Raw genomic sequence first — 17509 nt, 5'->3', positions numbered from 1 at the left:
ACACAAGATTTTCTTAAGTATGAAAAATATGGTAAACTTTATTTAAAATATAAGTTTTTAGGAAGGCTGTGTTTTATTGATAAAATTACCGAAAATAGTTACAGCATTTATACTAATATGCACAATTCTAACGCTTGCTTCCTGTACACAAACAGAGGAATCACATAAAAAAGAAGATATTGAAAGTATCGTTACATCTTTTGAACACCCTCAAACAAAGCAAAAGTATAAAATAATCAATGCCTATAAACTTTATGACAACTATCAAGATAAGGTTGAAAGTAACCCAAACCAATCAAAACAAGAAATTTATAAAGAAGAGGTTATTGAACCAATCTATAGTGATTGTTTTGACAATGGCGAATATCTTCATATGGCACATTATGCACTTAATGTAGCGCCAGACCAATTAACGGAAAATCAATTATTAAGTAAAAAAATTAATAGGGAAGAAACAGAAAAGCTTATAAAAGAAGCTCTTTTCAAATCTTCAGACCTTATTCCGTCCGAAAAAGAAACGAATGTATGTGTTTTTCCTGCCACTAATGTATACGCATATATGGTAACGGTGGGGGCGGGGAAAATTATAGTGCTATACAATAAAAATTATACCGAAGAAGATATGAGAATTAGCATATCTCACGAATATCATCATAGTATTTGGACTGAGAAGTACCTACCTAAAGATGCACGTTTTACTATTTTGGATAACCTAATATTTGAAGGAAAGGCAGTTATGTTTAGTAAATTAGTTTATCCTAATGATTATTATGATAATATATTGTACTCTGCATACGACAGTGAAAATTGGTCAAAAGTTGTAGGAGATTTAGATAGTACTAACTTTAAGCGGTCACAAGAAATTATTTTTGGAGGGGATGACCTACCATCTTCATATGGTTACAGTGAGGGCTATAAAATGGTTAAATCCTATCTTAAATTACACCCAGATGTAACACCTGAGGAATGGACTGCCCTAAGCGCAAAGGAAATATTTGAAAAGGGCAATTACCTCGAACATTATCAATGAGGGATCGAAGATGGAGAAAATAAATGAAGTCATTGAAATACTAATAAATAAAGGTTTGATAAGTAACGATCGTCTAACATTAAAAACGTTAAAAAGCGGAACGACGAATGGCGTATTATTTACGCTCAGCATTAACAATACGCCGACCTTTGTAATAAAAATAGATAACCCAGCCATTATTACTGCAACTAATGATTTTCTATCCGCATATCGTGATGTAAAGCTATTGCCTGATGTTCTTTATACAGACGTAAACAAAGAATTTATTGTCTACTCTTATATTTCTGGAGAAACACATGTTAATCGAGGGTCTAAATTGAAATGGATGGAAGTTTTAATAAAAGAGTTATTTAATACATACCAACGAGTAAACAAAGACATTCCATGGGGAAGGGTCAATGGACTACATAGAAAATATTGGTCAGAATTTAATGAGAGAAGTTTAGCATTTGCTCAAAAGAGCATAGAAGACAAACTACCAATACATGACCATATAAGAGTAGGGATGTTGGTAAAAAAATTAAGTGCTCATCATACCCAAGAAGAGAAGTATTATTTACATGGAGATACGGGTGTTCACAATTTTGTATTTTTGAATAATAAAATCAACGGTGTTATAGATCCGTCACCGCTAATTGGACCAAAAATTTATGATTTTACCTATGCTTTTTGCTCTTCACCGGATAGCTTAACTATGAATACACTTTTGTCATCGTTTGCGTTGTGGAATAGCGATTCTTCATTTTCGAAGGAACGACTTGTGGACGAGGTGCTTTTTCAGTTATACACACGTATTGGCGTATGTATTCAAGTACATCCACACGACCTAGATGCTTACTTAGGAGCATGGCAAGAGTGGAGAAAATACTTATAATAATTGTGTATTTAACGACAAATGAGTTGCTACGGCAGCTCTTTTTTACTAATAGAAGGCTGAGTGATGAACATTTGTGTTTTTGGAATTATTTGTAACTAAATTAAGTTTTAATCGTCAAATCAGTAAATATATTGAGGGAGTGTAATACTTGAGGTATTCAAAACTTATATTATTTACTGCGATAGTGGTCTTTTCATTTTTTCCGTGTAAAGCAAAGGCAACAAGCTGGGCATATCCTTTCGTTGTTTGGGATGATTATATTTATGTAATTAGTGATGAATATGTAGAAAAGATTAATAAAGAAATTGGTGAAGTTACAAAGTATTCAGATATGGAACAATATGAAGGCAACTTTTCAAATGCATATCCAAAAGGAACGAAATATTATTCAATTGATGGAATAGATACAGATACTGCAATTGCAATCCACATAGGGAATGGTCAATATTTAAAAGCAATTAGAGAAGGCGAGTATACTTACCGTAAAAGTTACAACCAATATGCTTATAAAGGTTTAGGGATTTTTGCGATTTTAATTGTAGGTTTTATTATCTTTACGCAATCTAGAAAAAATCTTTAACAATATGCGAGCTCTCTTTAACTATGAGGAGGTTTTACTTGTGAAACACATTAAAGGCTTATATGTAACACTGGTACTAATGATGGTAGTTATTTTGGTAAACACTACAATATTTAATGATAAATATTCGGGAATATCGATGTTCGTTTGTTTAGGCCTATTTTTAATTGGATCTACCTTTTTTATCAATGCCAAACAATTAAAAGGAAAATAAGCTTTTCAATCAAGGGGCGTTAATGATAGTTTATTGGGTTGCTACGGCAGCTCTTTTTTCTTGCTTGAACTAACGAGTGGGCTAGCTTAAGAAGAAAATACGGTCGAAATGGGGTGAAATAGATGAGTAATGATAAAAAACGATATAAGAAAATAATTAGCAAAGAAATATACGGCACGACTACTGAAGAACGATTTAAAGAAGTACATGGGATAACAATTGAGGAATGGAATGCAAAAGGCGAAGAAAGATTTAAAGCTAAAACAGGAATGAGTTACGAAGAATGGTATATTAAAAAGATTCTTTCTTCGACACCAATTGATTATCTTAAAAATCTCAATGGTGTTGTTTCTCAGGATGATATAGAACTGGTTAAGGATTTACAAGAGTTGGGGTTAAATGATGGTGTTATAAATGTATTACTGGATTATGTAAAAATTGTTAGTAAAATAGGGTTTATTCACTCATTAGTAAGAGAAATGGGTGAAAGTTGGCTCAAGAAGAATGTCTCAACGATTGAAAGCGCAATGGCATTTGTTAGGAAAGAATGGAAAAACTAAAGTCCTCAAAATATTTTCTCCAACATATCCATTTTGAATTAACAGGGTTCTTACTTAAAAACTGTTGAGCAAATTAGCTGGCTCTATTTTAATGTGTAACGTAGTTTATTTCTACAATTTATGCTAAAAAGGATTTTTTTGAAAAAAATGGTATAATAAAAAAGCCGAAAATTTATAGTTATAATTTTAGGTAGTCGTAGTTAGAGGAGGCGTTCATTATGACAAATACGAGATTTTATAAAATTAATGGCTATAAGGGGATAACGACTTATTAACATTGGCGTTTCCCCGCATTTTGAAAGGGGAAAATTATGATTAAAGAAAATGTGAAAATCGTAGAATTAAATGCAGAAAACTGGTACGACTGCTGTGAATTAGAGATAGCAACAGAACAAAAAAAATACATCGAATCCAATGCCATATCAATAGCTCAGTCAAAGTTTGAGCCTACTTTAAAGCCATATGCTATTTATTTAAATGAAAAAGTAGTCGGCTTTTTAATGTATAATGCTGTTCAAGAAGAACTTGATGGTTATTGGGTGTATAGAATAATGGTGGATAAGAAATTCCAAGGCAAGGGTATCGGTAAAGCAGCAACTCAATTAATGCTTACAGAGATGGCTAAATTACCTAATTCAAAAAAAGTTATTGTAGGTTATCATCCTGAAAATTTGGGTGCACATAATTTATATGCGAGTATAGGATTTATTAATGAAGGTCACCGGTTCGGTAAGGAAATGGCAGTAATAAAATATCTTACCGAGTGACAGGTTAATTAAATATTGCAATAAGAAAGGACCATTTATTGGTCCTTTCTTATTGTGCCAATAGAAGTTAAAAGAACAAAAGGAGTAGTGTTTTTCCGTTGCTTACGTTGGCAACAATATTCAATCAACTACATCAACTTCTTAACAGTGCTTTAAAGTACTTAAAAAAATCTTTCCTGCTCACGAAGTGGATGACTTCTATCTATCAACAATATCATTTGGAAAGATAATTAATACTAATGATCATATTCTTTCTAGTTTAAACGATTACTAGTGGGTGAGATTACTGTAAAATTTAAAGGATAATTCTATCGTGATTTCACTTTCTTCTTTCCTATTGATTTCAAGATGACACCTATGAAAAAGAAAATTATATATACATCAATATAAGTACCATAGTTTACTCGAACCTCGTGAAAATACCCCATTACAAATATTAATTTTAATAATAATAAAATGCTTCCCATAAATAAAAATATATTTGCTATTAAATTTCTATTCAAATCTTTCCACATCTCACTTCTCCTAACGAATAATCTTTTCGCCAACTTTTACCTTTATTTTAATTCATTCATTTCATTTATTAAATAAATTATGGAAATATACTATGAAAAACGATTCTTATAAATGTACTATTATTATTTTTTTGGAATAAAGAAATGAGAGCCAATTAAAGGGCTCTTTTTGTCAAGAATTATGTTAGTGAATGTGCAAAAATGGGTATGTCTAGTAAGGGAGTCGTTTGACAAAAGTAACAACCTGTTGATAAAATCAAGTTGTTACTTTTGGTAGCCGAGTAAAAATAATTAAATAAAGGGTTTCTTAGGAAGACGATGAAACGCTAAGTTTTTAAACTAGGGGGATGGAAAAAGATGAAATTGAAATCGGTAGGACTCACTTTAGGGCTAGCCACTATGCTACTTTTAACAGGGTGTGGTGATGGAGATAGCAAACAAGAAAATGGCAATTCATCAGAAAATACGCCAAGCATAGGTGAACAAGTAGATTATAAGATTATTGGAATTGAACCAGGAGCTGGGTTGACTGAGCTTGCGGAAAAAACTATAGAGAAATATGATAATTTAAAAGGTTGGGAACTTGAACAAAGTTCAACACCTGGGATGTTAGGTTCTTTAGAGCAGGCTATTCGAAATGAAGAGCCAATTATTATTACTGGATGGACACCACATTGGATGTTTTCATCTTATGATTTAAAATTTTTAGAAGATCCTCAAGGGACATTAGGTGGATCGGAAAATATTAATACACTTGCGCGTAAAGACTTAGAAAAAGACCTACCTGATGCGTATACAATACTGGATAGATTTTACTGGGAACCAGAAGATATGGAAGCTGTAATGTTTGAAGCACAAACAAGTTCATTTGAAGAAGCAGCAGACAAATGGATAGAAGAAAACCAAGAAAAGGTAAATGAATGGACAAAAGATGCGAAAAAAGTAAGTGGAAAAGAAATTGAATTAGCTTCTACTCCGTGGGATTCAGAAAGAGCTTCAAGTAGTGTACTACAGGCAGTATTTGAAGAACTCGGATACACTGTCACAATTACACCAGTAGATCCTGCCATTATGTTTCAAGCTATAGCTACAGGCGTAGCTGATGCAACAGTAGCCGCTTGGTTACCAACAACACATAGCTCTTTTTATGAAAAATATAAAGATGATTTCGATGATTTAGGTGAGAACTTAAAAGGAACAAAAAATGGATTTGTCGTTCCTGAATATATGGATATAGACTCCATTGAGGATTTACAGCCGAAGAAATAACACCAATACGAAAGGGGGATTTCCTACTAAAGAGGGAATTCTCCTTTTTCATTTTTATCTCATCTTGTCGTTAAATCAACAATAGATGTTATACTCTAATTTAATTAATGAAAGTCTAAGCTTACGTTAGTGAGGTATTCAAAATAATGATGAAAATAGTACCCCCTAAGCCATTTTTCTATAAAGGTGGCGATAAGGCTGTTTTACTATTACACTCTTTTACAAGCAATACAATTGATATGAAAAAGTTAGGGAAGTATTTGCAACAGCACAATTATACTTGCTATGCACCCTTATACAGAGGACATGGTTTAGCAGCAGAAGAGCTACTCACATTTAGACCGACAAATTGGTGGCAAGATGTACTAGACGGTTACCAGTTGTTGAAGGATGAAGGCTATGAAAAAATAGCCGTTGTTGGCCTTTCTCTTGGTGGTGTACTTGCATTAAAAGTTGCGCAAGAGCTGGAGGTAACTGGTGTTGTGACAATGTCAGTGCCAATACATAGAGAAGCTGTTTTTCTCCAAAAGCGTGTCTTTCATTATGCAAAAGGTTATAAACAACTTGAAGGAAAAAATGAAGACCAAATAAACGTAGAAATAACACGTTTGCAAAATATGTCTATCGATTCATTAGTGGAGTTTCAACACCTCATTCAAAAAACGATGGATAAATTAGCACTAATAACGTCACCAATCAGTATTTTATATGGTGGATTAGATGATCCGTTATATAAAGACAGTGCAGATGTAATTTTTCACAACGTCGGGACACAGCATAAAACAATGAAAGGGTATCCGAACTCTAAGCATTTAATGACATTGGGCATAGACAAAAATGAAGTGAACAAAGATATTCTTACATTTTTAAATGATTTACTTTGGTAATTCATAATAAAAAACAGTGGGAATAAATACTTCCCACTGTGTATGACGATATTTAATGTTTTAAAAATTTAAGTAATTTTATTTCGCTAACAAATGTTGAGGCTAACAGTAACGTACCACCGAGCATTTGAAGCACCGTCATTTGCTCTTGCAGTATTAAAGCCGAAACTAATATAGCTACAAATGGATCAACATAGCTTAACATGGCAATACTTTGCCCTTTAAGTTTCTCCATGCCAGCAAAGAATAACCAAAACCCAATCCCCGTATTAAAGATCCCTAAAATTAAAATAAAAGGAATGGAAGAACTCGCTACACTAAACAATCTAAAGCCAGAAGTTAAGAAAACATATGGCATAAGGAAAATAGCAGTTGTGCCGAGCTGAATAATTGTCAGCTCCAGTTTTTCCATCTCTTTAATAAATTTATTTAATAACAATAATGTAGCATAAAATGCAGCGGCAATTAATCCATAAAAAAGTCCGAGGAGATCATCCGTTTTAGATGCACTCAGACCTTCACCTACAATCAAAAGTAATCCCATAATCGCGACAATAATACAAACTACTTTTTTTAATGACAATTGTTCTTTAAGGATAATTGGGGATAGGAGCATTACAAACACCGGTGCAAAGTAATAGCCGAGTGTTGCGTTGGCAATTGTCGTATGGTCATAGGATTGGTAAAGAAAAATCCAATTTCCACCTAATGCAATACTGGAGAAAAGCAATATGGAAGCATTCGCCATCACTAAATGCCATGATATTTTTTTCTTCATCATAAAGAAGAGTACCGTTAAAAATAAGCAACCTATAAAACTGCTTAGTAAAGCTCTTTCGCTCGAAGCAAGATCAATTTTTCGAACAATTAAACCGATTGTACCGAAAATGATCATTGATAAAATAAACTGAAATTTAGATTTCATCGTTTACTCCTTCGAATCTGCGAAACAGCTTATATCTCGCAGATTCTTATTCTATTTTGTATATAAGCTTGTTCAATGCTGCTTGAGCAGCTGGAGTAAACGGTGGTGGTGATGTTGAAAATGGCTTCCAAATGCAAATATTTGTTTTCGATAATGACATAAAAAAATCCCTCCCGATATAATTAAAATTTTTTAAATACATATTACAATATATATGCTGATGCATATTTATAAATGTTCTTAGTAACCACTTCTTCTATTTATAAAAGGGAAACAGCCATTATAAATAGAAGTAAATAAAATATAAAAAATATCAGGGGTGAAATATTCATGGTCACAATTAGAACTTTTGAAAAAAATGAATTGGATTTTTTGACCGATATGCTTTATGAATCGATCCATATTTTTGAGAACAAACCTAAAAAAGAGGATTTAATTAACTCAAGTCATATTAAAAAATATCATGAAGGCTGGGGGCGAAATGGAGATACAGCATTAATTGCATTCAATACGGATAACCAGCCTGTGGGTGCTGTTTGGTATCGCTTGTTTAATGAAAGTAATAAAGGATATGGCTTTGTAGATAGGCATACGCCTGAATTAGGAATAGCTGTAGCTGAAGAGGTTAGGGAAAAAGGAATAGGAACGTTGTTGATGAAGGCAATAATTGATCAAGCAATTAATGAAGGATATAAATCTATCTCTTTAAGTGTAGATCTTGAAAATAGCCATGCAATTCACATTTATAAAAAATTAGGTTTTGAAGAATATGAAGTATCCGGAACATCTATGACAATGGTGTTTAGAGTTAAGGAAGATTAGATGAATATTTATTGTAAGAGCGCACTACATCAAATCAAAGTCGCTGTAACGTCAATTGTTCAAATGATAGAAAAGTTAGCAGAACAAGAATTGCATAAAAGGCCTACACCGAATAAACATTCCATTGGCGAGTTAGTAGAGCATATTGCAATGATATGTGAAGCAGATGCCCTTATTGCAGACGGGTCTTCCAAAGAAAAGATGGATGAATATTATGCTAGTGTCACCTATAACAACTTAGCTGACATGAAAGAGGGGTTAATAAAAAATTATCTTTTTTTAGAAGATAAATATATGCATTATACAGAAGATGAACTTCAGGAGGAAGTGACCTCTTATTGGGGTGTAACATACTCACGCTATGAATGGTTGTTAGAGATCGTTGCGCACATTTACCATCACCGAGGACAATTACATGCTATGCTTGTACATTGCTATGGAATCGATCTAAAGGTTTCATTGTTTGAATAGTGAAGCGGAGGGATGAATATGAAATTTATTATCTTAAATAAGAAAACGAAGCATTTATTTTGGGGTTTCATGTTGTTTTTAGTTTTGGGATTAATAAGTATTAATTTGGCTGATTCTGCTAAATTGAACTATAGAGATGCTCGTAATAACTTTATTAGTGAGTTTAATGGAAAAAACCTTAGCGACAATGATATTAAAAACATCGAACATACGCTGGAAGCCATTAATGAACGATTTCATACGTCAGAGAGCATTGCGATTTTTGACAAAAAAGGCGGCATCCATGATGTACAATATTTAAATTTGGATTTTAAAGAGGCTAAACATGTGTTTCCGTTCAATGCGGATAATAAAGAGAATTTGCTCACTACATTCTTTTATGTAACTGAAGGATTTAAAGCAGTGGAATATTATATTGTAAATCGCTATTTTCCAGATTGGTTTTATGCATTCCCAATTGTATTTTTCACTGTAAGTGCAGCGTTATTTGTACTTTGGACTGTATGTCAACTTAAGTATATTTACAAGACAAAACGTTTTAAATTCAGACTTAAACATAACTGATTGATGCCAACATTGGGTGTGGCAATATTGAGTATAGTAAAAAAGAAATTAGTGATTGTATCGATTATTACGATAATTCTAGCTATGACTATACCGATAATTAGTATGATCAATAGCATTGGGAGAGAAAAAGGGGTGGATGAGTTCGAACATTTTATTACGCAGTTACAACAAGGCTTCAACTGGCCTATTTATGTAATTGTAGGATTCTTTTATTTATTTGTTTGGTGGGCTGTTTATCTAATCAAAAATAAAAAGAAGAATGTATCTTATTGAATACATATGAAATTTACTCATCTGAACAAGAAAAAGAACGGGGAACAATAGCGATTACGGTAAAGCAAAGCTAATTAGTTGAATTAATGTGGTAGCTGAGAGAAACTTAATTTTACTAAATTAAACTAGCTAGGAGATACGATATGACGGAATTTTGGGAAACAAGCTTTATAGAAAAACAAACAATGTGGGGATTTGAACCGACAGACTCAGCAATTGTAGTAAAGGATTTTTTCCTTGAAAGAAATGTTAAAGATATATTGATACCAGGTATTGGATACGGTAGAAATGCAAAGGTTTTTACTGACAATGGAATCGATGTAACCGGCATCGAGATTTCACAAACAGCGATTGACTTGGCAAGACAAAATGGGCTTGATATTAATATTTTCCACGGTTCAGTAACCGATATGCCCTTCGAAAATAAACTTTATGACGGTATATTTTGCTATGCACTAATTCATCTATTGAATAAACATGAGCGAGAGAAGTTTATTAAAGGTTGCTATAATCAGCTAAAGCCAAATGGGTATATGATTTTTACAACAGTTTCACAAAATGCCCCTATGTTTGGAAAGGGCAAACAATTAGCTAAAGACTATTTTGAAGTAATGGAAGGCGTCAACATGTTTTTTTATGATGCAGACTCCATAAAACAAGAATTTGGCCAGTATGGGCTAGTAGAGTTTTCAGAAATTGACGAGCCAAGCAAACATGCGGAAAATAAACCTCCTATAAATTTTATAATGATAAAATGTGAGAAAGAATTATAAGTACATTAGAAAATTGTAAATCGCTGCCCGTATTTTATTAGATAGAGAGGCGAGATTCTATGAAATATTTTACTAAAGAATGGTATGAACTGTGTCAAAAAACAAGTTTTCATTTGAATATAGAGGAAGACAAACAAGCTGAAACGTTTTCAGAAGAATATTTTCAACAACTCTACAATAACGAGTTAAACAGCTGGCTTAATTTACAAGAAGAAATTTCTTCTATATTGGAATCAAACGATGATGATCAAAACGTATATGAACCTTTTAATAAAAATTTGGCCATTAAACAATTTCATGATGGTTTCATCTATAATCAACATCGTTTAAAAAACGAATTACCAGAAACAATTTTAAATCAGATAGCTGATATACGAGTTTTTGCTTTATATAAAGCAACTCGTACAGTTATAAACGCGGTAACTAAATTTTCTGAGGAAAATGAAAGGTCAGTTACCGCTACAAGTGCCGAATATAGAAAATATTTCAAAGGAGCTTCTAGTTCATTTGAAAAAGATATAGTTGAAAACTTTGGATTTCATGATTGTACGATTATAAAATCTGTGCAGCATGACAGGTCATTAACGTTACACCTTGATAATTCAGGTGGGTTTACAGATATAGAGGAAGTCACCTTTGAAAATTATCAAATCACAAAACAAGATGGTTTATTGGAAGACTCATGGTGGTTGTATAACGAAGTATATAAAGTAAATAACAATTACGAGTTCCACGTCCTGCTTCAAAATAGCGAAATGGGGTTAATTGACTTTATTATATGTGCAGATCAAGTTTCCTTTAAAAGTAACAAAAATCATGAATAATTCGATGAGGGCTTTACTCTGATTTAGAGAAGAGCCCTTATATTCTTTTATTAAACTGTTTCAGTCTAAAGGAAATCGCTGATAGTGCAGGGGAGAATTAGAAATAAATAAAAGTAAAAGAGAGCAATTGTTTCTCGTGATAAGATGTCTTAAAAGGAGGGGTTAAAATGATAAGAAATAAAGTCGCACTTATTTGTTCAATTGTTATTTTAGGTATATGCATGTACTTATATTTTCCGTTTCCTAACAATGTAATGTTAGATGCTTATTCTACATTCATGTCGTTTCCTACTCACAATCAAGATGGATATATTGTGCTTGGAATTATAGGTTCTGCTATGTTTCTAATTGCTATTATTTTACTTGTTATAGGCATGAAGAAATATCATTTCCGAACTATAGTAATAGTCGTAATAATATATACAATTTTACCGAAGTTCCTCATTATGACTTACCAAGAAACATTAGCGAGTGGCATTATGGCAATTTCATACGATGGGAATGGCAAGTGTAATTTTGAAAATGTGAGTGAAGACATAATAACAGGGGAATGTAACCTTGTATTACATAATAAAAGCAATAAAGCAGTGTCATTTGAATTAGAATTTTTAGATTCCTATTTCATGGAAGATGGAGTACGAATGGAGTCACTTATGAATGAAGCTGGCCCATATAGTATAACAATCGAAGCAAATCAAGAAAAATCAATTCATTTAAAGGAATTACTTGATTTATCAGGCGTTCCTAAACATATTGACAGTGGAACATCATTTAATGTTCATGTTAATTTAATTGACGGAGAGAAAAAACGAACTCTATAGGTCAATTTTAATTGTAAATAGTTGGTTATTTTATGAAACTTAATCATGTGTTGAATCGTAAAAGTATTAACTACAAAAGTTAATGGGGGGTGGATGCACATGAGTAGAAGTAAAATATTCACAATCTTTTTCTTAGTCATCTTTGTAGGACTGATTGTAGTGGGTTTTTACACTATGAATGATGTACAAATCGAAAGCACCTATCAACTTAATGAGCAAAGCATTATAGAAAGAAATGGCGAACATTATTTGTTAATTGATAATCGCGAGTTGTCTTTATCGAAGAAGTATTACGATAAACTCGAATTAGAAAAATACAACGAATACAAAATTAAGTATGTTTATAATCGATTGAAAAATAATGATGGTGAAGTTGTAGCACTTAAAAGATATGGCGAACAACCTTGGGGTCAATAACGGAATGGGGAATCGCCGGTAAAACCGTGTGAATCGCCGGTAAATCACGAGAAATCGCCGATAAAACCGTGTGAATCGCCGGTAAGTCATGAGAAATCGCCGATAAAACAGCCAGAATCGCCGATACTTCCTAATGAACAAAAAAAGATGTGTACTGGAAATGGATTTCAGTACACATCTCAACGTCAATTGACTAGCTGTTTCTTCTGTTGAAGCAGTCGTCTCTTCTATACTAGCATCGGATTCCTCTGAGACGTCAGCAATATTGCTAATGGATAAATTGAGTTTTTCACCTTTATGGACGAAATTTTTAAGTTCGCTAAATATAATACCAACTAAAGTAAAAAATGAAATGATATTGAGGAAGGAAGTAAAGTGGGAGGTAAAAAATGAAAGAAAAAAAGTTTGATATTTTGATGTTAATGCAACTTTTTTTTGCAATCCTTGTTATGGTAATTAGTATTTACGTCAAGGTTACGGAAAATTATCACTTATTCCCATTGATGTTCGCATTGATGGGTGTCATGTTCCTAATAATAGGGTTACGAGAATATAAAAGAACGAAGAATTTATTATGGGGTGGCTTCTTTCTATGTACGGCATTATTCATCTTATTCGCTGCCATTCAAGGCATTTTAAATAATAACGTTTGATTGAGGATTTGCTATAACAGAGAGCAAAGGAATGGTTTAATGCATTTAGCGAGTGAGCAATATCAGTTACATGATAGCCATTTTTTCGTTATTGATCCGTTTATGTGTGGTATTATCGGAGTTTTAGTTGTTGTGATTATTTTATTCTTTGTATGGAAAAGAATAAAAAAGAAAACTATTAATTAAAGAAACTTTTAATAGTTTGATGGAGGAAAGGCAATGGATTTTTTATTTTTTATTTTTTTACCGCTGTTATTTTCTTTTTTATGGTTTATTAATTTAGTTCAGTTATTAGAAAAACTATAACAAAATAGAAATATTAAAAATCAAAAAATACTTGGTTCGTTATGGAGTATTTGCTTTACATTATCGATTCTTTTATTCGTATTAACGCTATATTAATGGACAATTTACCTTCGAATTTAACCGTGTTTATTAATTCAATAAAATATCTTATGAAAAAATGTATTTGCGTATTTTGAAATATACATTAAGGAGTTATAGCAAAATGATTCTAGTACCAAAAGAGCATTATAGTTTAATAAAGAACAAACTTGAAGACGCACCAACGTTTGTATTTAGTGTGTTGGATTCTACTATAGAAGGAACTGTTTATGCAAATTGTGCCGATTACGAATCATTGCTTATTCAAACCGATTCAGGATTGTACTATATTACAGGGCATACAATAGATGAGCTATTAATACAGAAGCTTGTTAAATTTTTTGAGGCATCTGTAAATCAAGCGAAACGTTTTACATTATTTTCTGGCAATTCTTCTTGGGATCAGGCAATTGAAAAATGCCTTAATAAGCATGTAGGGAAAATTCAAAGGTATGCTTATTCTTTTGATGCAATGAAATATAAAAGTAGAAGAAGAATCGATAATTGCGAGTATGATGTAGCAAAAATAGACCCATTGGATATTCAGCATTGTTTGGAGTTTGATAAAAAATACTACGATGAATATTGGGATTCTACGGATAATTTTATTCAAAATGGAATTGGATTTTGTGTGAAGGATAGAGGGAAGATAATTAGTGAATGCGTTTCAATTTTTAAATCTTCAAAATATGCAGAAATAGATATCGTGACCGACTTGAATTATAGGGGAAAAGGGTTAGCGGGTATTGTAGCTGAACAGTTTATAGATTATTGCCTAGCTGAAACAATTCAACCACGCTGGGATTGTGATGTTGATAATAGTGCTTCCATTAATTTAGGTAGTAAATTAGGTTTTACAAATGCGAGGAAATATAGCATCTATTTTAAAAATAGCAAAAATGTCCAACGGTAAGCTAAAAAGCATTCTTCTTAATTAACAGTGACACAATTTTCGCCTTCTTGTCATACAATAATCGTGGGGTGATTAAATTGCCAAGAGCAAAATACCGTGATGCAGATGTCGCTTTAATGGCGAGGATGATGAGAGCAGAAGCTGAAGGTGAAGGAAAACAAGGGATGTTGTATGTTGGAAATGTCATTGTTAATCGCCTAGTATCAAATTGTTTAGATTTTAAAGATTTAAGGTCAATTGACGATGTTATTTATCAGGTACAGGGCGGAAACTATTCTTTTGAAGCGGTTCAAAAAGGGAATATGTTTTATCAACGAGCTAGGGAAACTGAGAAAAGATTAGCGAAACAGAATTTGGATTATTGGAGGCAGCACCCAGCGAAATTTGCCCTCTGGTACTTTAATCCATATGCTCCGTGCCCTCCAACGTGGTATGGCCAACCATTCACTGGTCAATTTAAAAATCATTGTTTCTATGAACCTGCACCGGATACATGTGAAGGGGTTTACACTGGATAGATAACAATTTCGGATTGAGGAGCTTTTGCAAGCTCCTTTTTTTGTTGTAAATTACGCTCGTGCATTTTTGCTATTTCATCGTTGAAGAGTACAACATTAATTACCAAAATTTTGTTGCCTTTTTCTCTGAAATCTTATATGGTAAATATAAATAGTGTAATTTTACACTTTCGAGGAAGGAGGAGGACAAGGCAATGAGAGTTTTGCAAACCATATTCGTGTTTATAGGTGTGTTATTTTTTACTGGAATAATTGCTTTTACTTTTTTATTAAATGGTGCTATTCATTATTTGAATCTTCTTTTCGTACTATCGATTAGCTTTTTTTTACTCTTTACATGTCTAATTTTTGAATGGTTTAAGACGAGGCAGCGGAAAGTATTGTTTTCGACAATTATTGGTGTTGCTGTTATTTTCGCTTCCGTTGCACCGATTAAGTATCACTATAAAATGAGTATGGCTACTGTCGATGCAGAAATCAATGAGTATAACTATGAACCATTCGTAGAGCAGAATAAGGTCGTGAAGAACGATAAAAAAGCAACATTACAATTGGCGGAACCACTTCCACGCTTAGATGGCGCAACGGCAATGTATCCATTATATGCAGCTTTTGTGGAAGCGACATATCCAAAAAAGGACTACCCGTATTATGATAGTGAGGTTAAGGTAAGTCGAACGCCTGAGGCTTATCAAAATTTAATTTCAGGTGATGTTGATGTCATATTTGCTGCGGCGCCATCTGAGTCACAAATTAAATCAGCGGAGATCAATGGGCTGACATTTGATATGACACCGATAGGGCGAGAAGCATTTGTCTTTTTTGTCCATCATAAAAATATTGTTGAAAATTTATCACTTGAACAAATCAAACAAATTTACGCTGGAGAAATAACAAACTGGCGTGAAGTTGGAGGTGCCAATGATTCTATTCGTGCATTCCAACGACCAGCTGATAGTGGGAGTCAGACGACATTAGAAAAAATGATGGGTGATAAAACTATAATGGAGGCTCCAGCAGAAGATGTAGCATCTGGAATGGGCGGTATTATCCATGAGGTATCTCAATATCGCAATTATAAAAATGCAATTGGTTTTACGTTTAGGTATTACTCGACAGAAATGGTCGGCAATAAAGAAATTCAATTACTGTCCATTGATGGTATAGCGCCGACGAAGGAAAATATTCGAAATGGTACATATCCACTAACGTCGGAATTTTATGCAGTGACTACTGGGACAAAAAACCAAAATGTTAAGCAGTTTATTGAATGGATTGTGTCACCAGAAGGGCAGGCATTAGTTGAAAAGGTTGGCTATGTACCAGTGGAAAGTTTTTAAATTATTTGCTATACTAAAATGACAATTAGATATGATAGTTTTCTAGGGTTCCGTAGCGATAGCTAGTCTGGTCCGAGAGAAAACCACAAAATGTATTTTGTGACACGGAAGGATAAAAGCCTGGGAGATACTGTTGAATAACAGTGTTTCTTTAGGCTTTTTTAATTTGCCTTCAATACTTTGAAGCTGTTTTGTGTCTCATATCTATAACGAAATGGAGGAATACAAATGAACAAACAATGGATCAGTGTCCTTGTTGCAGCTTTTTTTGAGGTAGGCTGGGTAATTGGCTTAAAGCATGCAACAAGCATACTAGAATGGCTTGGAACAGCTATTGCCATTTTTATTAGCTTTTATTTATTAATTAAGGCTGGAGAGCATTTACCTGTAGGGACGGTCTATGCAGTATTCGTAGGACTAGGAACTGCCGGTACGGTATGCGCAGACAGCTTGCTGTTTGGAGAACCATGGAAGCTAGCTAAAATATTATGTATTGTCGTGTTGCTCGCTGGTGTTGTAGGTTTGAAGCTTGTAACAGGTGAACCAAAGGATAAAGAGGTGAAAGCATAATGGCATGGGTAGCATTAGTTATCGCTGGAATCTGTGAAATGATGGGTGTTTTTATGATTAGTAAATACAATGATGTAAAATCGGTAAAAAATTTAGTATTAATGATTGTGGCTTTTACGGTTAGTTTTTTAGGGCTTGCCTTTGCAATGGAAACATTACCGATGGGGACAGCTTATGCCATTTGGACAGGTATTGGGGCAGCAGGGGGAGCGTTGTTAGGTATGTTCTTTTTCAACGAATCTAAAGATTGGCGACGAATCGTTTGTATTGCCCTAGTTTTAGGAGCCGCCATTTTCTTAAAATTATTATCTTAGTGCCAGTCACCCAAACAATTCTGAAAATTATTTTATGTATAACTAAGTAAAAATCCACGAAGCCTCCTGCGGGAATACACGAAATGTAAGACGCAACAAACCGCGCGCTAGCGAAGGTTGCAGCTTACATCGTGTCCGCAGAAAGCGAAGTGGATTTTTACTAAATAGAAAACTTATATTTAGCTAGGTGCCCATACAAAGTGCCAGGCACAAAAACAATTTTGC

23 protein-coding genes and 1 riboswitch are annotated in these 17509 nt (G+C 33.4%); of the genes, 22 read left to right on the top strand and 1 reads right to left on the bottom strand.

All coding sequences use genetic code 11. The annotated features are described in order from the left end of the window. Positions 1–76 precede the first annotated feature (76 nt). The 8 genes from ACIP9G_RS09360 (at position 77) to ACIP9G_RS09325 (ending at position 6699) form a co-directional block, all read left to right on the top strand. The gene (locus tag ACIP9G_RS09360) at positions 77–1030 is read left to right on the top strand and encodes a DUF2268 domain-containing putative Zn-dependent protease (RefSeq protein WP_401018937.1); all 954 of its coding nucleotides are present in this window, start codon (positions 77–79) and stop codon (positions 1028–1030) included. Between the two features lie 10 nt (positions 1031–1040). After that, on the top strand, positions 1041–1904 hold the full coding sequence (locus ACIP9G_RS09355; RefSeq protein WP_401018936.1) for a hypothetical protein: 864 nt from the start codon (positions 1041–1043) through the stop codon (positions 1902–1904). 151 nt (positions 1905–2055) lie between these two features. After that, positions 2056–2487: a hypothetical protein gene (locus ACIP9G_RS09350; protein WP_401018935.1), complete on the top strand. Its 432-nt coding sequence runs from the start codon at positions 2056–2058 to the stop codon at positions 2485–2487. A gap of 40 nt (positions 2488–2527) precedes the next feature. Further along, the gene (locus ACIP9G_RS09345; RefSeq protein WP_401018934.1) at positions 2528–2701 is read left to right on the top strand and encodes a hypothetical protein; all 174 of its coding nucleotides are present in this window, start codon (positions 2528–2530) and stop codon (positions 2699–2701) included. 122 nt (positions 2702–2823) lie between these two features. Continuing rightward, entirely contained in the window at positions 2824–3261 is a 438-nt protein-coding gene (locus ACIP9G_RS09340) for a DnaD domain protein (RefSeq protein WP_401018932.1), read from the top strand. Positions 3262–3572: 311 nt separating this feature from the next. Beyond that, positions 3573–4028, top strand: coding sequence for a GNAT family N-acetyltransferase (locus ACIP9G_RS09335; RefSeq protein ID WP_401018930.1), 456 nt, complete (start codon positions 3573–3575; stop codon positions 4026–4028). Positions 4029–4900: 872 nt separating this feature from the next. Then, positions 4901–5812 (top strand): glycine betaine ABC transporter substrate-binding protein, encoded by a 912-nt coding sequence (locus ACIP9G_RS09330; RefSeq protein WP_401018928.1) that lies wholly within the window; start codon positions 4901–4903, stop codon positions 5810–5812. 146 nt (positions 5813–5958) lie between these two features. Next, on the top strand, positions 5959–6699 hold the full coding sequence (locus ACIP9G_RS09325; RefSeq protein ID WP_401018927.1) for an alpha/beta hydrolase: 741 nt from the start codon (positions 5959–5961) through the stop codon (positions 6697–6699). A gap of 52 nt (positions 6700–6751) precedes the next feature. On the opposite strand, the gene ACIP9G_RS09320 is transcribed toward ACIP9G_RS09325, so the two are convergent. After that, positions 6752–7624, bottom strand: a complete 873-nt coding sequence (locus ACIP9G_RS09320; protein WP_401018925.1) for a DMT family transporter — start codon at positions 7622–7624, stop codon at positions 6752–6754. Positions 7625–7954: 330 nt separating this feature from the next. On the opposite strand from ACIP9G_RS09320, the gene ACIP9G_RS09315 reads away from it, so the two are divergent. The 14 genes from ACIP9G_RS09315 to ACIP9G_RS09250 all read left to right on the top strand — a co-directional run bounded on the left by ACIP9G_RS09315 (position 7955) and on the right by ACIP9G_RS09250 (position 17284). Beyond that, a complete protein-coding gene (locus ACIP9G_RS09315) occupies positions 7955–8446 on the top strand; it encodes a GNAT family N-acetyltransferase (protein ID WP_401018923.1) in 492 nt (163 codons plus the stop codon). Continuing rightward, positions 8447–8917 (top strand): DinB family protein, encoded by a 471-nt coding sequence (locus tag ACIP9G_RS09310; protein WP_401018921.1) that lies wholly within the window; start codon positions 8447–8449, stop codon positions 8915–8917. Positions 8918–8935: 18 nt separating this feature from the next. Further along, the gene (locus ACIP9G_RS09305; protein WP_401018920.1) at positions 8936–9481 is read left to right on the top strand and encodes a hypothetical protein; all 546 of its coding nucleotides are present in this window, start codon (positions 8936–8938) and stop codon (positions 9479–9481) included. A gap of 27 nt (positions 9482–9508) precedes the next feature. After that, on the top strand, positions 9509–9757 hold the full coding sequence (locus ACIP9G_RS09300) for a hypothetical protein (protein WP_401018918.1): 249 nt from the start codon (positions 9509–9511) through the stop codon (positions 9755–9757). A 143-nt stretch (positions 9758–9900) separates the two neighbouring features. Then, positions 9901–10530: a class I SAM-dependent methyltransferase gene (locus ACIP9G_RS09295; RefSeq protein WP_401018917.1), complete on the top strand. Its 630-nt coding sequence runs from the start codon at positions 9901–9903 to the stop codon at positions 10528–10530. A gap of 59 nt (positions 10531–10589) precedes the next feature. Next, entirely contained in the window at positions 10590–11354 is a 765-nt protein-coding gene (locus tag ACIP9G_RS09290; RefSeq protein WP_401018915.1) for a DUF4085 family protein, read from the top strand. Positions 11355–11521: 167 nt separating this feature from the next. Then, positions 11522–12175, top strand: a complete 654-nt coding sequence (locus tag ACIP9G_RS09285; RefSeq protein WP_401018914.1) for a hypothetical protein — start codon at positions 11522–11524, stop codon at positions 12173–12175. Positions 12176–12349: 174 nt separating this feature from the next. Further along, positions 12350–12592, top strand: a complete 243-nt coding sequence (locus tag ACIP9G_RS09280; RefSeq protein ID WP_401018913.1) for a hypothetical protein — start codon at positions 12350–12352, stop codon at positions 12590–12592. 389 nt (positions 12593–12981) lie between these two features. Then, positions 12982–13245: a DUF3953 domain-containing protein gene (locus tag ACIP9G_RS09275; protein WP_401018912.1), complete on the top strand. Its 264-nt coding sequence runs from the start codon at positions 12982–12984 to the stop codon at positions 13243–13245. Between the two features lie 508 nt (positions 13246–13753). Continuing rightward, positions 13754–14542 (top strand): GNAT family N-acetyltransferase, encoded by a 789-nt coding sequence (locus ACIP9G_RS09270; RefSeq protein WP_401018910.1) that lies wholly within the window; start codon positions 13754–13756, stop codon positions 14540–14542. A 77-nt stretch (positions 14543–14619) separates the two neighbouring features. Beyond that, positions 14620–15060, top strand: coding sequence for a cell wall hydrolase (locus ACIP9G_RS09265; protein ID WP_340825471.1), 441 nt, complete (start codon positions 14620–14622; stop codon positions 15058–15060). Between the two features lie 194 nt (positions 15061–15254). Continuing rightward, on the top strand, positions 15255–16400 hold the full coding sequence (locus tag ACIP9G_RS09260; protein WP_401018908.1) for a PstS family phosphate ABC transporter substrate-binding protein: 1146 nt from the start codon (positions 15255–15257) through the stop codon (positions 16398–16400). 31 nt (positions 16401–16431) lie between these two features. Further along, a riboswitch (guanidine-I (ykkC/yxkD leader) is annotated at positions 16432–16529 on the top strand. Between the two features lie 99 nt (positions 16530–16628). Further along, complete coding sequence (locus ACIP9G_RS09255; protein WP_173478319.1) at positions 16629–16970, top strand: DMT family transporter; 342 nt, start codon at positions 16629–16631, stop codon at positions 16968–16970. After that, on the top strand, positions 16970–17284 hold the full coding sequence (locus ACIP9G_RS09250; RefSeq protein ID WP_401018905.1) for a DMT family transporter: 315 nt from the start codon (positions 16970–16972) through the stop codon (positions 17282–17284). Before ACIP9G_RS09255 ends, ACIP9G_RS09250 begins: the two co-directional genes overlap by 1 nt. Positions 17285–17509: the final 225 nt, after the last annotated feature.

Source organism: Lysinibacillus sp. NPDC093197, assembly GCF_044754025.1.
In the GTDB taxonomy this organism is placed as follows: domain Bacteria; phylum Bacillota; class Bacilli; order Bacillales_A; family Planococcaceae; genus Lysinibacillus.
Note: the sequence above shows the minus strand (reverse complement) of the source record. Positions and strands in the feature narration are given on the sequence as shown.

Coding starts and splice junctions, on each gene's coding strand:
- ACIP9G_RS09355 (WP_401018936.1), top strand. CDS start 1,041: ATGGAGAAAATAAATGAAGTCATTGAAATACTAATAAATAAAGGTTTG.
- ACIP9G_RS09340 (WP_401018932.1), top strand. CDS start 2,824: ATGAGTAATGATAAAAAACGATATAAGAAAATAATTAGCAAAGAAATA.
- ACIP9G_RS09335 (WP_401018930.1), top strand. CDS start 3,573: ATGATTAAAGAAAATGTGAAAATCGTAGAATTAAATGCAGAAAACTGG.
- ACIP9G_RS09330 (WP_401018928.1), top strand. CDS start 4,901: ATGAAATTGAAATCGGTAGGACTCACTTTAGGGCTAGCCACTATGCTA.
- ACIP9G_RS09325 (WP_401018927.1), top strand. CDS start 5,959: ATGATGAAAATAGTACCCCCTAAGCCATTTTTCTATAAAGGTGGCGAT.
- ACIP9G_RS09320 (WP_401018925.1), bottom strand. CDS start 7,624: ATGAAATCTAAATTTCAGTTTATTTTATCAATGATCATTTTCGGTACA.
- ACIP9G_RS09315 (WP_401018923.1), top strand. CDS start 7,955: ATGGTCACAATTAGAACTTTTGAAAAAAATGAATTGGATTTTTTGACC.
- ACIP9G_RS09310 (WP_401018921.1), top strand. CDS start 8,447: ATGAATATTTATTGTAAGAGCGCACTACATCAAATCAAAGTCGCTGTA.
- ACIP9G_RS09305 (WP_401018920.1), top strand. CDS start 8,936: ATGAAATTTATTATCTTAAATAAGAAAACGAAGCATTTATTTTGGGGT.
- ACIP9G_RS09295 (WP_401018917.1), top strand. CDS start 9,901: ATGACGGAATTTTGGGAAACAAGCTTTATAGAAAAACAAACAATGTGG.
- ACIP9G_RS09290 (WP_401018915.1), top strand. CDS start 10,590: ATGAAATATTTTACTAAAGAATGGTATGAACTGTGTCAAAAAACAAGT.
- ACIP9G_RS09285 (WP_401018914.1), top strand. CDS start 11,522: ATGATAAGAAATAAAGTCGCACTTATTTGTTCAATTGTTATTTTAGGT.
- ACIP9G_RS09280 (WP_401018913.1), top strand. CDS start 12,350: ATGAATGATGTACAAATCGAAAGCACCTATCAACTTAATGAGCAAAGC.
- ACIP9G_RS09275 (WP_401018912.1), top strand. CDS start 12,982: ATGAAAGAAAAAAAGTTTGATATTTTGATGTTAATGCAACTTTTTTTT.
- ACIP9G_RS09270 (WP_401018910.1), top strand. CDS start 13,754: ATGATTCTAGTACCAAAAGAGCATTATAGTTTAATAAAGAACAAACTT.
- ACIP9G_RS09260 (WP_401018908.1), top strand. CDS start 15,255: ATGAGAGTTTTGCAAACCATATTCGTGTTTATAGGTGTGTTATTTTTT.
- ACIP9G_RS09255 (WP_173478319.1), top strand. CDS start 16,629: ATGAACAAACAATGGATCAGTGTCCTTGTTGCAGCTTTTTTTGAGGTA.
- ACIP9G_RS09250 (WP_401018905.1), top strand. CDS start 16,970: ATGGCATGGGTAGCATTAGTTATCGCTGGAATCTGTGAAATGATGGGT.